Below are 14,656 nucleotides of genomic sequence, written 5' to 3'. Positions count from 1 at the left end.
GACCCGGACGCAGTGCGTTGGTGGTCCAAGGAAAGACGCCCCGCTTCCTGCGGGGAGATGCAGGTGCAAGGCCTGCCCGGCGCTCCACTCGACACCCCGCCCCCGGGTTCCCGGCGGCGGGGTGTCGGCGTTCTACGCCACCACCTCGCAGCGCAGCCGCCGTTCGGCCCCGACCACCCGCGTCGGCCCGGTCAGCCGCAGCCGCGCCCGGTGCCGTACCTCCGTGCTCGACGCGCCGAGGCGCAGTTCCAGCTCGCCGGGCTCCACCACCCGGGCTCCCGTGCGGTCCGTGAAGGACGACAGGTCGGCGTGGAAGCGGAAGGTGAGGCGGCGGGCGGCGCCGGGGGCCAGGTCCAGGCGCTGGTAGCCGATCAGGCGCACGTCCGGGCGGGTCACCGAGGCCACCGGGTCGTGCAGATAGAGCTGGACGACCTCGGTACCCGCCCGGTCGCCGGTGTTGCGGACGGTGAGGGAGAGGTCGTACGAGCCGTCCGTGCCGATGTCGGCCGCGGAGCCCGCGAAGTCCTCCCAGGCGAACTCGGTGTACGAGCGGCCGTGCCCGAACGGGTACAGCGGGGTCGGGTCCAGGCTGCTGACCTCGCCGGCCAGGCCCAGCGGCGGCTGGAGGTAGGTCCAGGGCTGGCCGCCGGGCAGCCGCGGGACGCTCACCGGGAGCCGGCCGGAGGGGTTCACCCGGCCGGACAGCACCCCGGCGACCGCCGGGCCGCCCTCCTCGCCGGGGAAGAAGGCCTGCACCACCGCACCCAGCCGGCCGTGCCAGCGGCCCAGGGCGTAGGGGCGGCCGGTGAGCAGGACCAGGACCACCGGGACGCCCGTGGCCACCAGCGCGTCCAGCAACTCGGCCTGGACGCCCGGCAGCCGCAGGTCCGTCGCGTCGCAGCCCTCGCCCGAGGTGCCGCGCCCGAACAGGCCCGCGCGGTCGCCGAGCACCGCCACGCACACGTCCGCCTCGGCCGCCCGGGCCACCGCCTCCGCGAAGCCGGCGGTGTCCGGGTCCGCGACCCCGCAGCCCTCCGCGAACGTGACCTTGGCGTCCGGGAGTTCGGAGCGCAGGGCGTCCAGCACGGTGGGGATCTCGATGCCGAGCGGTGTGTCCGGGTGGTGGGTGAGGACATGGGAGGGGAAGGAGTAGCAGCCGAGCATGGCGAGGGCGTCGGCCGCGCGCGGGCCGACGACCGCGATCCGGGTGTCCGGGGCCAGCGGGAGCAGCCCGTCGGGGTTGTCCAGCAGCACCACCGACTCCTGTGCCAGGCGCCCGGCCAGGGCCCGGTTCGCCGCCGAGTCAAGGTCGAGCGGGCCCTCCGGCTCCGGCCGCCAGTCCTCGTCCAGCAGGCCCAGCTCGCACTTCTGGAGCAGGACGCGGCGGGCGGCGCGGTCCACCAGCGCCTGAGGGACGCGGCCCTCCCGTACGGCCGCCACCAGGGGCTTGCCGTAGCACTTGACGGTCGGCAGCTCCACGTCGATGCCGGCGGCCAGCGCCCGGTGGGCCGCCTCCGCCTCGTCCGCCGCGACCCGGTGCAGGCTCTGCAGGAAGGCGATGCCGAAGTAGTCGGCGACCACCGTGCCGGTGAACCCCCACTCCTCGCGCAGCAGCCCGGTCAGCAGCCCCGGGTCGGCGGAGGCCGGCACGCCGTCGGTCTCCGTGTAGGCCGCCATCACCGAGCGGGCGCCGCCCTCGCGCAGCGCCATCTCGAACGGCGGCAGGGTGACGTCCGCGAACTCCCGTACCCCCGCCCGCACCGGGGCCAGGTTCCGGGCGCCCGCCGAGGACGCGTACCCGGCGAAGTGCTTGAGCGTGGCGACCACACCGGCCGACTCCAGGCCCCGCACGTAGGCCGTGCCGATGGTGCCGACCAGGTACGGGTCCTCGCCGATCGTCTCCTCGACCCGTCCCCAGCGCGGGTCGCGGACCACGTCCAGGACGGGGGCCAGGCCCTGGTGCACCCCGGCCGCGCGCAGGTCCCGGCCGATGCGCCGGCCCACCTGCTCGACCAGCTCCGGGTCGAAGGAGGCGCCCCAGGCGAGCGGGACCGGGTAGGCGGTGGCCCGCCAGGCGGTGAAACCGGCCAGGCACTCCTCGTGCGCGACCGCCGGGATGCCGAAACGGTTCGCGGCGGCGATCCGGCGCTGCGCCCGGGCCAGCGCCCGCGCTCCCACGTCCGGGTCGACGGGGGCGGTGCCGAAGGAGCGGGTGAGCTGGCCGAGGCCGCGGGTGATCAGCTCGTCCCAGTCGTACTCGGCGGTCATCTCGCGCTGCAGCGGGGCGACTCCGTCGCCGTCCGTGGCGGCGCCCACCCACACGCCGTACAGCTGGGCGGCCTTCTCCTCCAGGGTCATCCGGGACAGCAGGTCGGCCACCCGGGTGTCGACGGGCAGGGCGGGGTCGCGCCAAGGAGCGGTGGTCATGGAACTCCCGTCTCGACTCTGCTTCGCAAGCTCGGTTACGCGTGTTGCGGTACGAATGTTTCGAGTAATACATCGAATGTTCCGGGAACCTATGGCGAGCCAAGCCCTTCGTCAAGAGGTGCGGCGGGGATACGATCGCGGGCATGAAGCCTTCGAAGCCCGCAGAACCGCAGACGGCGACCCTCGCCGAGATCGCCCGGGAGGCCGGGGTCTCCGCTCCGACTGTTTCGAAGGTCCTCAACGGCCGCGCCGACGTCGCTCCCGCGACCCGCACCCGCGTCGAGGAGCTGCTGCGCGCCTACGGCTACCGGCGCCGGCGCGCCGAGGCCTCCCGCTCGCCCCTGATCGACCTGGTCTTCCACGAGCTGGAGAGCGCCTGGGCGCTGGAGGTCATCCGGGGCGTGGAGAACGTCGCCCGGGACGCCGGGCTGAGCGTGGTCCTGTCGGAGTCGGCCGGCCGGCTCACCCCCGGCCGGACCTGGGCCGACCAGGTCGCCGCCCGCCGCCCGCACGGCGTCGTGCTGGTGCTGTCCGGGCTGGACGAGTCCCAGCGGGCGCTGCTGACCAGCCGGTCCATCCCGTTCGTGGTGATGGACCCGGCCGGCGACCCGGGCCCGGACGTGCCGTCCATCGGCGCCACCAACTGGCAGGGCGGGCTCGCCGCCACCCGCCACCTGGTGGAACTCGGACACACCCGGATCGGCGCCATCAGCGGCCCGTCCCGGATGATGTGCAGCCGGGCCCGCGTCGACGGCTACCGGGCCGCCCTGGAGACGGCCGGACTGCCGGTCGACCCCTCGCTCGTCGTGGCCGGCGACTTCCACCACGACGCCGGCTACCGCCTGGGGCTGGAGCTGCTGCGCCGCCCGGACCGGCCCACCGCCGTCTTCGCGGGCAACGACCTGCAGGCGCTCGGCCTGTACGAGGCCGCCCGCGAACTGGGCCTGCGCATCCCGGAGGACCTGAGCGTGGTCGGCTTCGACGACCTGCCGGTGGCCCGCTGGGTGGGCCCGCCGCTGACGACCGTGCGGCAGCCGCTCACCGAGATGGCCGAGGCCGCGGCCCGGCTGGTGCTGGAGCTGGGGCGGGCGCAGGAGGAGCGGGCGGCGACCCGGGTGGAGCTGGCGACGAGTCTGGTGGTGCGGTCCAGCACGGACGCGCCTGCGGCGGCTTGAGCGGTTCGTGTATTGACGGGGGCGGGGGGTCACCCCACACTGCTCCGAAGTCAATCGGTTTCCCAACCGAAACTTTCGGAGGCCCCTGTCATGAGATCCTCCTCAGGCGCCGTGGTGGCCGCGCTCGTCGCCGCCGTCGCCCTCTCCGCCGGTACGGCCCACGCCGCCGACACCCCGCTGCGCGACCTCGGGGCGGCGAAGGGCAAGGTCGTCGGCACCGCCGTCACCGGCTCCAGGCTCACCGGCAGCTACGGCGACATCACCGGCACCCAGTTCAGCGCCGTCACCCCCGGCAACGCCATGAAGTGGGAGAGCGTCGAGCCGGCCCAGGGCAGCTTCAACTGGACCGAGGCCGACCAGATCGTGGCCTTCGCCCAGGCCCACCACCAGCAGGTACGCGGCCACACCCTGGTCTGGCACAGCCAGAACCCGAGCTGGCTGACGAACGGCAGCCGGACCCCCGCCCAGCTGAGCGGCCTGCTGCAGAACCACATCGACACCGAGGTCGGCCGCTACAAGGGGAAGATCGCCGCCTGGGACGTCGTCAACGAACCCTTCAACGAGGACGGCACCTACCGCTCCACCCTCTGGTACGACGGCCTCGGCTCCGGTTACATCGCCAACGCGCTGACCTGGGCGCACGCGGCCGACCCGGACGCCAAGCTGTACATCAACGACTACAACGTGGAGGGTGTCAACGCGAAGTCCACCGCCCTGTACAACCTCGTCAGGTCCCTGAAGCAGCAGGGCGTCCCGATCGACGGCGTCGGCCTCCAGGCCCATCTCATCCTCGGCCAGGTGCCCTCGACGCTCCAGCAGAACATCCAGCGCTTCGCCGACCTCGGCGTGGACGTGGCGATCACCGAGCTGGACGTCCGGATGCAGCTGCCGGCCGACAGCGCCGAACTCGCCCAGCAGGCGGCCGACTTCAAGTCCGTGGTGGCCGCCTGCGCGGCCGTGACCCGATGCGTCAACATCACCGTGTGGGGCTTCACCGACTCCGACTCCTGGGTGCCGGGCACCTTCCCGGGCTACGGGGCCGCGACACCGTACGACGAGAACTACCAGCCGAAACCGGCGTACCACGGCATCGCCGAGGCACTGGGCGGGTCCCCCACCACCCCGCCGCCGGGCAGCGGCGGCTGCACCGCCGCCTACACCGTCACCAGCCAGTGGAACACCGGCTTCACCGGACAGGTGAAGATCTCCTGCTCCGGTGCCTCGCTCTCCTCGTGGAGGGCGGACTGGAGCTACGGCGCGGGCCAGCAGATCACCCAGGCCTGGAACGCCACCTGCACCCAGTCCGGCGCCGCCGTCTCCTGCACCAACGCCTCGTACAACGGCTCGGTGCCGGACGGCGGTTCGGTGACGTTCGGCTTCAACGGGTCCTGGAGCGGCAGCAATCCGGTACCCGCCGTCACGCTGGGATGAGCCGTGAGATGAGAAGTTCCGAAGAAAAACGACTCGGACGGCTTCCGCTAACGCTCCCCTCATAATTCGGACTTACGTTCCTGCCGTGACGCGACACGAGGAGCAGGACGACACGGGCAGACGAGTGGGCCGGCGACCGACAGCCCTGCGGGTCGCCGGCCTCACCCTGGCGGGCACCCTGGTGCTGGGCGCTGCGGCGGCCGGCTGGGCCTACTGGCATCTCAACCGCAACATCCGAAGCGTCGACATCAACAGCGCACTCGGCGACGACCGTCCGGCCAGGGCCGTGGCCACCCCCTCCACCAGCGCCTCCCCGCTGCCCGCCGGCTCCCTGAACATCCTGGTCCTCGGCTCGGACTCGCGCAGCGGCAAGGCCAACCAGGAGCTGGGCGGCGGGGACAGCGACGGCGCCCGGTCCGACACCGCGATGGTCGTACACCTCGACACGGGCCGCACGCACGCCACCGTCGTCAGCATCCCCCGCGACACCCTCGTCACCCGCCCGTCCTGCCCGCTGCCCTCCGGCGGCAGCACGGCACCGGCGTCCGGCGCCATGTTCAACAGCGCCTACGCGGTGGGCGGTCCGGTGTGCGCGGTGAAGACGGCCGAGTCGCTCACCGGCGTCCGCATGGACCACTACCTGGAGATCGACTTCTCCGGCTTCGCGAAGCTGGTCGACGCGCTCGGCGGGGTCGACGTCACCACCACCGAGGACATCGACGACGACCAGAGCCACCTGCACCTCGAGGCCGGCACCCACCACCTCGACGGCAAGCAGGCCCTGGCCCTCGCCCGCACCCGGCACGGCATAGGCGACGGCAGCGACCTGGGCCGCATAGGGCTGCAGCAGATGCTGGTCAAGGACCTGCTGGAGCGGCTCTCCGGCGCCGGCCTGCTCACCGACCCGGCCAAGCTGTACCAGGTCGCCGACGCCGTCACCGCCGGCCTCACCACCGACACCGGCCTGGACTCCCTGAACGAGCTGACGAGCCTCGGCCGGAGCCTGCGGGGCCTGACCGCCGACCGGGTGCGGACGGTGACCATGCCGGTCGTCACGGCACCCTCCGACCCCAACCGGGTCGTCGCCGACGAGCCGCAGGCGGGCCGGCTCTGGGCGTCCCTGCGCTGAGTCGTACAACCTTCCGGATGACCCACGGGTCTGCTGCGATGACCGAACAGCTGTACACCAGGGGGTTTTCCGTTGTTCCGCTCGCGTTCGCACGCCCGTTGGGCACTGCCGCTGACCCTGGGCCTGACCGCCCTCGGCCTCGCCGGCCCGGCCGTGTCCGCCGCCCCGGCCAGGAGCGCCACCCAGGTCCGTGACGACTTCAACGGCGACGGCTACGCCGACCTGGCCGTCGGCGCGCCGAACGCCACCGTCGGCGGCCAGGCCCGGGCCGGTTACGTCGCCGTGCTCTACGGCGGCCCGCACGGCCTGTCCGCCGGCCACCGCACGGTCATCAGCCGGGCCACCCCCGGCATCCCCGGCGACCCCGTCCAGGGAATGCACTTCGGGCTGCAGATCGCCAAGGGCGACCTGGACGGTGACGGGTACGCCGACCTCGTGGCCGGCGGGGTCGTCGTCTGGGGCGGGCCGCGCGGACTGTCCGGGGGCACGGAGATCGGCGGCAACAACCACCAGACCGGGGACTTCGACGGCGACGGACGGCTCGACCTCGCCGTGATCCACGGCGGCCACGGCATGGGCGACGACCCGGCCGGCAGCACCGCCGCGATCTGGAAGGGCCCGCTCAAGCGCAACGGCACCCCGGTCGGCCGCACCCCGCTCGACCCCGACCACCTCCAGTACGTCGACGTCCACGACGGCGACACCGGCGACATCAACGGCGACGGCCGCGCCGACCTGGTGCTGACCGGCTACTGCGGCGACGGCAACAACTGCAGTGAGCTGTACCTGAGCGGCCCCGGCGGCCTTTCCCGCGTCACCTACCCCTACCGCAGCGGCGACGGCGCGGCGGCCATCGGCGACCTCGACGGCGACGGCTACGACGACGTCGTCACCGGGTTCCAGAACGACAACTCGGTCTGGGTGATGTACGGCGGCGCCGCCGGCCTGCGCGGCCAGGACACCTGGAAGCGCATCACACAGGACACGCCCGGCGTCCCCGGCAGCCGGGAGACGACCGACATGTTCGGCCAGACGGTCGCCGTCGGCGACATCACCGGCGACGGCATCGACGACCTGGCGGTCGGCGCGCCCGGCGAGAACGACGAGGGCGTGGTCGACGTGCTGCGCGGCAGCCGCTCCGGGCTCACCGGCGCCGGCGCCCAGGCGTTCGGCCAGGACACCAAGGGCGTGCCCGGCACCGCCGAGCCGTCCGACGCCTTCGGGTACGTGGTCCGGTTGCTCGACGTCAACCACAACGGCCACGCCGACCTGGTCGCCGCCGCCCCCGGCGAAGACGGCAGCAACGGGGCGGTGTGGGTGCTGCGCGGACGCCCGTCCGGCCTGGTCACGGACGCGGCCGCGGTCTTCGGCGGGAAGGCGCTCGGGGCGCCGTACAAGAAGGCGTCGTTCGGCTTCGGCCTGAGGTGACGGCGGGTCGGAAAAAATCCCGGAGATTTTTCCCTGAGCGTGTCGATCCGGGTCCTACCCGTTCGACGCAAGGGGTGAGCGGCGGGGAACGGACCCGCCGCCCCGACCGAAGGAGTCACCATGCCCCGCTACCTGTCGCTCGTGCGCATCGACGAGTCCGCCGGCCCCGCCGGGGGCCCCGGCGAGGAGCTGATGCAGCGGATGGGCGAGCTGATCGAGGAGATGACCAAGGCCGGTGTGCTGCTCGACACCGCCGGGCTCACCCCGTCCGCCGAGGCCGTCCGGCTGGACTGGGACGGCGCGCAGGTCTCCGTCACCGACGGGCCGTTCACCGAGTCCAAGGAGGTCGTCGGCGGCTACGCGCTCATGCAGTGCAAGGACCGGGCCGAGGCGCTGGAGTGGACCCAGCGCTTCCTGAAGATCCACGGCCCGGAGTGGCAGCTCGCCTGCGAGCTGCGGGAGCTCGCCGAGGGCTGAGCCCGTTTGGCCGACCGTCGCCCAGGGTGTTGCATGGTGGGCTGTGGAATCACAGCCCACCGCGGCACGCGCGATCGAGACCGTCTTCCGCCTGGAGTCGCCCCGCGTGATCGCCGGCGTCGCCCGGATCGTCCGGGACGTCGGCATCGCCGAGGAGCTGGCGCAGGACGCCCTGGTCGCCGCCCTGGAGCGGTGGCCCCGGGAGGGGGTGCCGGACAACCCCGGCGCCTGGCTGATGGCCACGGCCCGGCACCGGGCCGTCGACCTGATCCGGCGCCGCGAGACCTACGCCCGCAAACTCGCCGAGATCGGCCGGGACCTGGAGACGGCCCCGCCGTCGTACGACGAACCCGCCGACCCGGACGACATCGACGACGACCTGCTCCGGCTGGTCTTCACCGCCTGCCACCCGGTGCTGTCGCCGCAGGCCCGCACCGCACTCACCCTGCGCCTGCTCGGCGGCCTGACCACGGCCGAGATCGCCCGTGCCTACCTGGTGCCGGAGCCGACGGTCGCCCAGAGGATCGTCCGCGCCAAGCGCACCCTGGCCGCCAAGAACGTCGCCTTCGAGGTGCCGTACGGGCCGGAGCGCGAGGCCCGCCTCGGCTCCGTCCTGGACGTCATCTACCTGATCTTCAACGAGGGGTACGCGGCCACCGCCGGCGACGACTGGCTGCGCCCCGGCCTGTGCGAGGACGCGCTGCGGCTGGCCCGGGTGCTGTCGGCGCTGATGCCCGAGGAGCCCGAGGTGCACGGCCTGACCGCGCTGCTGGAGTTCCAGGCCTCCCGCGCCGCCGCCCGCACCGGCCCCGACGGCACGCCGGTGCTGCTGAAGGACCAGAACCGCCGCCGCTGGAACCGCATGCTCATCGCGCGCGGGGTCCGTGCCCTCGACCGCGCCGAGGCCACCGCGAGCGGCCCGCCGGGGCCGTACACCCTCCAGGCCGCCATCGCCGCCTGCCACGCGCACGCGTACACGTACGAGGAGACCGACTGGCGCGCCATCGCCACCCTGTACCGGCTGCTGGCCGTCCGCGCGCCGTCCCCGGTGGTCGAGCTGAACCGCGCGGTCGCCGTGTCGATGGCCGACGGCCCCGCGGCGGGCCTGGAACTGGTGGACGCCCTGGCCGCCGCCCCCGCGTTGCGCGGCTACCACCTGCTGCCCAGCGTCCGCGGCGACCTGCTGTCCCGCCTCGGCCGCACCGCCGAGGCCCGTGAGGAGTTCCTCCGCGCGGCCGGCCTGACCCACAACGAGCGGGAACGGCAGCTGCTGCTGCGCAGGGCGGGGGAGTGCGCCCGCGTCAGCGCAGCGGACGGCCGATCAGCATCGTCGGCGCCCCGGCGACCCGGGTGAGGAACACGGTGGCCGCGTTCGGCCCCTGCGGCCGTACCTTGCGGCGCAGCTCCTCCGGCTCCACCGCCGAGCCGCGCTTCTTCACGGTCAGCGTGCCGACCTCGCGCTCCCGCAGCAGGGCCTTCAGCTTCTTGACGTTGAACGGGAGCCGGTCGGTGATCTCGTAGCCGGTGGCGTACGGCGTGGGCCGCGGCTCGTCGGCCGTGACGTAGGCGATGGTCGGGTCCAGCAGCCCGCCGCCGACCTCCTCGGCCACCTCGGCGACCAGGTGGGCGCGGATCACGGCACCGTCCGGCTCGTACAGGTAGCGCCCCACCGGCCGCACCGCGGGATCGGGCAGCCCGCGGCCGAGCAGGCTGCGCGGGCCGGGCAGCAGCGTGGCCCGCACGGCGCCCGGCGCGCCGGTCCCGAACCACAGCACCGCCTCCTTCACGTCCCCGCCGTCGGAGATCCACTCGGCCTCGGCCGCCGCCGGGACCACCTCGTGCGGAATGCCCGGCGCGATCTTCAGCGCGGCCCGGGGTGCCGCGAGCGCCGCCCCGACCGCCCAGGACAGCGGCGGTGAGTACGCCTCCGGGTCGAACACCCGGCCGCGCCCGCCCCGGCGCGCCGGGTCCACGAACACCGCGTCGTACCCGGCGGTGTCCACCTCCGTGACGTCGGCTTCCCGTACCTCGATCAGCCCGGCCAGCCCCAGCGCCTCGGCGTTCGCCCGGGCGACCGCCGCCGTGACCGGGTCCCGGTCCACGGCCAGCACCCGGATCCCGGCCCGCGCTAGCGCGATCGCGTCCCCGCCGATCCCGCAGCACAGGTCGGCGACGGAGGTCACGCCCAGCTCCCGCAGCCGGCCGGCCCGGTACGCCGCCACGCTCGCCCGAGTCGACTGCTCGACCCCGTTCGGCGTGAAGAACATCCGCCCGGCGTCCTCGGCCCCGAACTTCGCCACCGCCCGCTGCCGCAGCCGGGCCTGGCCGAGCGCGGCCGAGACCAGCTCGGCCGGGTGGTCGCGGCGCAGCCGGGTGGCCACGGCCAGTTCCTGCGCGGGCTCGGTGTCCCGCACCTCGTCGAGGAGGGCGCGGCCTTCGGGGCTGAGGAGCAGAGCGAGGTCGTTCACCGGGTCATTGTGGGCCAGTCGGTGGATGGTGCGCCCGACGCGGCGGTGTCGACCGGGATCGCGGGCCGGGGCCTGGGAGGATCCGGCACCATGCGAGCAGTAGTACAAAATGACAAAAAGCGGGCGCGGCTCGCCGTGAGCACCTCCCGGAAGACGGCCGTGGGCTCCGCGGCCCTCACCCTGGCCGCCGCCGCCCTCCTCTCCGGCTGCGCCGGCGGCCCCGAACCCGCCACCGGCCACGGCGGGCCCGCCCGCGCCGTGGACCCCCGGGCCCGGGCGGCCGCCGAACACGCCCGGCTGGCCGCCGCCGCCCGGCGCTGGGGCCTGGACCACGCCCCGCTCACGCCCCCCGCACCGCCGGCGAAGAAGCCGGAGATCACCCCACGGGACGGCTTCGAGGTGGACGGCCAGGAGGAGGACGACCTCCCGCCGGTCTTCACCACGATCCCCACCAAGCAGCGGGTCGTCTTCCTCACCATCGACGACGGCGCCGAGAAGGACCCGGCCTTCCTGCGCATGATGAGCGAGCTGAAGGTGCCGTACTCGGCCTTCCTCAGCAACTACCTCGTCAAGGACGACTACGGCTACTTCCGCCGGATGCAGGCCCAGGGCGTGACCCTCAACAACCACACCCTCACCCACCCCTACCTGCCCGGCCTGACCTACGAGGAGCAGAAGGACGAGATCTGCGGCATGCAGGCCGTCATGAAGAGGCAGTTCGGCAAGGCGCCCACCGTGTTCCGGCCGCCGTACGGCAACTACAACGGCGACACCCTGCGCGCCGCCAAGTCCTGCGGGATCAAGTACGCGCCCATCTGGGACGAGGAGGTCTTCGTCGACCACTGGGAGTACCGCGACTGGGACCGCAGCCTGCACCCCGGCGACATCGTCCTCACCCACTTCCGCGGCCGGGACGACTGGGACGGCACGATGGTGGACGACATGCGCCGCTTCCTGAACAAGGTCACGCGCGAGGGCTACGCCGTGGCCCGCCTGGAGGACTACCTGTGAGGCGCCTGCGGGGCCCGGCCGCGGTCCTCGCCCCGGCCCTGCTCCTCGCGGGCTGCGCCCAGTCCGTCGACCCCATCGAACGCCTGGGCAAGAAGGCCGCCGAAGGGGTGCACCCGCACGCCACCGCGCCCGGTCCCGGCTACCGGTACTGGGGCCTGACCCGGCCGCTCGCCCGCGCCCCGGTGCACCCGGCCCGCCCGCTCGCCGAGCACCCGGGGGCCGCCGCCCTGTCCCCGGTGGTCGACCACGTCCGCACCCGCGACCCGGTCGTCTTCCTCACCTACGACGACGGCGCCGAACGCGACCCCCGCTTCGTCGACATGGTCCGCGACCTGCGGCTCCCGGTCACCCTGTTCCTCACCGACAGCGTCGCCGCCCCCGGCTACGGCCACTTCGCCCGCCTGCACGCGCTCGGCGCCGGCATCCAGAACCACACCGTCGACCACCGGGCGCCGGCCGGACTGCCGTACGCCGGCCAGCGCGCCGAGATCTGCGGCCAGCAGAACCGCCTCCGCACCCGCCTCGGCGTCACCCCGCGCCTCTTCCGCCCGCCCTACGGCTCCTACGACCGCACCACCCGGCGCGCGGCGGCCGGCTGCGGCATCTCCGCCCTCGTCCTGTGGCGCGCCGCCCTCACACCCGCCGGCCTCACCTACACCCACGGCCCCCACCACCTGCGCCCCGGCGACATCGTCCTGGTCGGCCCGGACGAGTCCACGGGTCCCTCCCTGCGGGAACGCACGGTCCGGGTGCTGAGGGAGGCCCAGGAGAGGGGCCTCACGGTGGGGCGCCTGGAGGACTACCTCTGAAGGCCGGTCCGGCACGGGGGGCGCCCGGAGCACTCGCGCGCCCGTTCGCGGCCGACGCGCCGCACCGCAATTGGCACTCCGCTTGACCGAGTGCTAATCCCGGTCATAGTCTCAGGTCTGGCACTCCCCCCTGGAGAGTGCCAGATAAACGCGACGGGCAGGTCCGGCACCCGCGACGACGGATCGACCTGGTCGCCACCTCAGACAGTTAACCCCGTGAGATCTCCGAAGGGGGAGGTCGGATCGTGACGACCGCCAGCTCCAAGGTTGCCATCAAGCCGCTCGAGGACCGCATCGTGGTCCAGCCGCTGGACGCCGAGCAGACCACGGCCTCTGGCCTGGTCATCCCGGACACCGCGAAGGAGAAGCCCCAGGAGGGCGCCGTCCTCGCCGTGGGCCCGGGCCGGTTCGAGAACGGCGAGCGTCTGCCGCTCGACGTCAAGGTCGGCGACGTCGTCCTCTACAGCAAGTACGGCGGCACCGAGGTGAAGTACAACGGCGACGAGTACCTCGTCCTCTCGGCTCGCGACGTCCTCGCGATCATCGAGAAGTAATCACCTCAAGCGACTCTCTGCTTGAAGCTGCGCCCCTGGCCCCCGCGATCGATAAGAAGCCGGGCGCCCGGGGCGCGGCGTTTTTCACCCACAGATTTCCGAGAGGGCTCCCGCTGCCATGGCGAAGATCCTGAAGTTCGACGAGGACGCCCGTCGCGCCCTTGAGCGCGGCGTCAACAAGCTTGCCGACACCGTCAAGGTGACGATCGGCCCCAAGGGCCGCAACGTCGTCATCGACAAGAAGTTCGGCGCCCCCACCATCACCAACGACGGTGTCACGATCGCCCGTGAGGTGGAGATCGAGGACCCGTACGAGAACCTCGGCGCGCAGCTGGTGAAGGAGGTGGCGACCAAGACCAACGACATCGCTGGTGACGGCACCACCACCGCCACCGTCCTCGCCCAGGCGCTGGTCCGCGAGGGTCTGAAGAACGTCGCCGCCGGTGCCTCCCCGGCCGCCCTGAAGAAGGGCATCGACGCCGCGGTCAAGGCCATCTCCGACGACCTGCTGGCCTCGGCCCGCCCGATCGACGAGAAGTCCGACATCGCCGCCGTCGCCGCGCTGTCCGCCCAGGACCAGCAGGTCGGCGAGCTGATCGCCGAGGCGATGGACAAGGTCGGCAAGGACGGTGTCATCACCGTCGAGGAGTCCAACACCTTCGGTCTGGAGCTGGACTTCACCGAGGGCATGGCCTTCGACAAGGGCTACCTGTCGCCGTACTTCGTGACGGACCAGGAGCGCATGGAGGCCGTCCTGGAGGACCCGTACATCCTCATCCACCAGGGCAAGATCTCCGCCATCACGGAGCTGCTGCCGCTGCTGGAGAAGGTCATCCAGGCCGGCTCCTCCAAGCCGCTGCTGATCATCGCCGAGGACCTCGAGGGCGAGGCCCTGTCGACCCTGGTCGTCAACAAGATCCGCGGCACCTTCAACGCCGTCGCGGTGAAGGCCCCCGGCTTCGGCGACCGCCGCAAGGCGATGCTGCAGGACATGGCCGTCCTCACCGGCGCCACCGTCATCTCCGAGGAGGTCGGCCTCAAGCTCGACCAGGTCGGCATCGACGTGCTCGGCTCCGCCCGCCGCGTCACCGTCACCAAGGACGACACCACGATCGTCGACGGCGCCGGCAAGTCCGAGGACGTGCAGGGCCGCGTCGCCCAGATCAAGGCCGAGATCGAGAACACCGACTCCGACTGGGACCGCGAGAAGCTCCAGGAGCGCCTCGCGAAGCTGGCCGGCGGCGTGTGCGTGATCAAGGTCGGCGCCGCCACCGAGGTGGAGCTGAAGGAGAAGAAGCACCGTCTGGAGGACGCCATCTCCGCGACCCGCGCCGCGGTCGAGGAGGGCATCGTCTCCGGTGGTGGCTCCGCCCTGGTCCACTCCTCCAAGGTCCTCGAGGGCAACCTCGACAAGACCGGCGACGAGGCCACCGGTGTCGCGGTCGTCCGCAACGCCGTGGTCGAGCCGCTGCGCTGGATCGGCGAGAACGCCGGCCAGGAGGGCTACGTCATCGTGTCCAAGGTCAAGGACCTGGACAAGGGGCAGGGCTACAACGCCGCCACCGGCGAGTACGGAGACCTGGTCAAGGCCGGCGTCATCGACCCGGTCAAGGTCACCCGCTCCGCCCTGGAGAACGCCGCCTCCATCGCCTCCCTGCTGCTCACGACCGAGACCCTGGTCGTCGAGAAGAAGGAAGAGGAGCCGGAGGCCGCGGGCCACGGCCACAGCCACGGTCACGCCCACTGA

12 protein-coding genes are annotated in these 14,656 nt (G+C 72.9%); 10 read left to right on the top strand and 2 right to left on the bottom strand.

Going from position 1 to position 14,656, the window contains the following annotated elements:
• Positions 1 to 132: 132 nt before the first annotated feature.
• Positions 133 to 2,427: a glycoside hydrolase family 3 N-terminal domain-containing protein gene (locus ACIP4Y_RS16485; RefSeq protein ID WP_401393406.1), complete on the bottom strand. Its 2,295-nt coding sequence runs from the start codon at positions 2,425 to 2,427 to the stop codon at positions 133 to 135.
• A 143-nt stretch (positions 2,428 to 2,570) separates the two neighbouring features.
• On the opposite strand from ACIP4Y_RS16485, the gene ACIP4Y_RS16480 reads away from it, so the two are divergent.
• The 6 genes from ACIP4Y_RS16480 to ACIP4Y_RS16455 all read left to right on the top strand — a co-directional run bounded on the left by ACIP4Y_RS16480 (position 2,571) and on the right by ACIP4Y_RS16455 (position 9,421).
• Positions 2,571 to 3,602 (top strand): LacI family DNA-binding transcriptional regulator, encoded by a 1,032-nt coding sequence (locus tag ACIP4Y_RS16480; RefSeq protein ID WP_358645275.1) that lies wholly within the window; start codon positions 2,571 to 2,573, stop codon positions 3,600 to 3,602.
• Between the two features lie 90 nt (positions 3,603 to 3,692).
• The gene (locus ACIP4Y_RS16475; protein ID WP_401393401.1) at positions 3,693 to 5,033 is read left to right on the top strand and encodes an endo-1,4-beta-xylanase; all 1,341 of its coding nucleotides are present in this window, start codon (positions 3,693 to 3,695) and stop codon (positions 5,031 to 5,033) included.
• An 85-nt stretch (positions 5,034 to 5,118) separates the two neighbouring features.
• A complete protein-coding gene (locus ACIP4Y_RS16470) occupies positions 5,119 to 6,162 on the top strand; it encodes an LCP family protein (RefSeq protein ID WP_401393398.1) in 1,044 nt (347 codons plus the stop codon).
• A gap of 72 nt (positions 6,163 to 6,234) precedes the next feature.
• Positions 6,235 to 7,590 (top strand): FG-GAP-like repeat-containing protein, encoded by a 1,356-nt coding sequence (locus ACIP4Y_RS16465; RefSeq protein ID WP_401393395.1) that lies wholly within the window; start codon positions 6,235 to 6,237, stop codon positions 7,588 to 7,590.
• 120 nt (positions 7,591 to 7,710) lie between these two features.
• Complete coding sequence (locus ACIP4Y_RS16460; RefSeq protein ID WP_401393392.1) at positions 7,711 to 8,067, top strand: YciI family protein; 357 nt, start codon at positions 7,711 to 7,713, stop codon at positions 8,065 to 8,067.
• Between the two features lie 43 nt (positions 8,068 to 8,110).
• Positions 8,111 to 9,421, top strand: coding sequence for an RNA polymerase sigma factor (locus tag ACIP4Y_RS16455; protein WP_401393389.1), 1,311 nt, complete (start codon positions 8,111 to 8,113; stop codon positions 9,419 to 9,421).
• Here ACIP4Y_RS16455 and ACIP4Y_RS16450 read toward each other — a convergent pair.
• Positions 9,369 to 10,535, bottom strand: coding sequence for a methyltransferase domain-containing protein (locus tag ACIP4Y_RS16450; RefSeq protein WP_401393386.1), 1,167 nt, complete (start codon positions 10,533 to 10,535; stop codon positions 9,369 to 9,371). The two genes, ACIP4Y_RS16455 and ACIP4Y_RS16450, sit on opposite strands and share 53 nt — an antisense overlap.
• A 90-nt stretch (positions 10,536 to 10,625) precedes the next feature.
• On the opposite strand from ACIP4Y_RS16450, the gene ACIP4Y_RS16445 reads away from it, so the two are divergent.
• From ACIP4Y_RS16445 to groL, 4 genes are all read left to right on the top strand, one after another.
• Positions 10,626 to 11,546, top strand: a complete 921-nt coding sequence (locus ACIP4Y_RS16445) for a polysaccharide deacetylase family protein (protein WP_401393383.1) — start codon at positions 10,626 to 10,628, stop codon at positions 11,544 to 11,546.
• A complete protein-coding gene (locus ACIP4Y_RS16440; protein WP_401393380.1) occupies positions 11,543 to 12,355 on the top strand; it encodes a polysaccharide deacetylase family protein in 813 nt (270 codons plus the stop codon). The genes ACIP4Y_RS16445 and ACIP4Y_RS16440 overlap by 4 nt, the downstream gene beginning before the upstream one ends.
• 245 nt (positions 12,356 to 12,600) lie before the next feature.
• Entirely contained in the window at positions 12,601 to 12,909 is a 309-nt protein-coding gene (gene groES, locus ACIP4Y_RS16435; RefSeq protein WP_004955293.1) for a co-chaperone GroES, read from the top strand.
• A gap of 118 nt (positions 12,910 to 13,027) precedes the next feature.
• Complete coding sequence (groL, locus tag ACIP4Y_RS16430; RefSeq protein ID WP_358645292.1) at positions 13,028 to 14,656, top strand: chaperonin GroEL; 1,629 nt, start codon at positions 13,028 to 13,030, stop codon at positions 14,654 to 14,656.

Origin of the sequence: Streptomyces sp. NPDC088810 (assembly GCF_044750305.1) — a bacterium.
Classification (GTDB): Bacteria; Actinomycetota; Actinomycetes; order Streptomycetales; family Streptomycetaceae; genus Streptomyces.
The sequence above is the reverse complement of the archived record's forward strand: the minus strand, read 5'-3'. Positions and strand labels throughout refer to the sequence as shown.

Excerpts from the sequence above, each read along its gene's own strand:
- ACIP4Y_RS16485 (WP_401393406.1), bottom strand. The coding sequence starts at position 2,427 with ATGACCACCGCTCCTTGGCGCGACCCCGCCCTGCCCGTCGACACCCGG.
- ACIP4Y_RS16480 (WP_358645275.1), top strand. The coding sequence starts at position 2,571 with ATGAAGCCTTCGAAGCCCGCAGAACCGCAGACGGCGACCCTCGCCGAG.
- ACIP4Y_RS16475 (WP_401393401.1), top strand. The coding sequence starts at position 3,693 with ATGAGATCCTCCTCAGGCGCCGTGGTGGCCGCGCTCGTCGCCGCCGTC.
- ACIP4Y_RS16460 (WP_401393392.1), top strand. The coding sequence starts at position 7,711 with ATGCCCCGCTACCTGTCGCTCGTGCGCATCGACGAGTCCGCCGGCCCC.
- ACIP4Y_RS16445 (WP_401393383.1), top strand. The coding sequence starts at position 10,626 with ATGCGAGCAGTAGTACAAAATGACAAAAAGCGGGCGCGGCTCGCCGTG.
- groL (WP_358645292.1), top strand. The coding sequence starts at position 13,028 with ATGGCGAAGATCCTGAAGTTCGACGAGGACGCCCGTCGCGCCCTTGAG.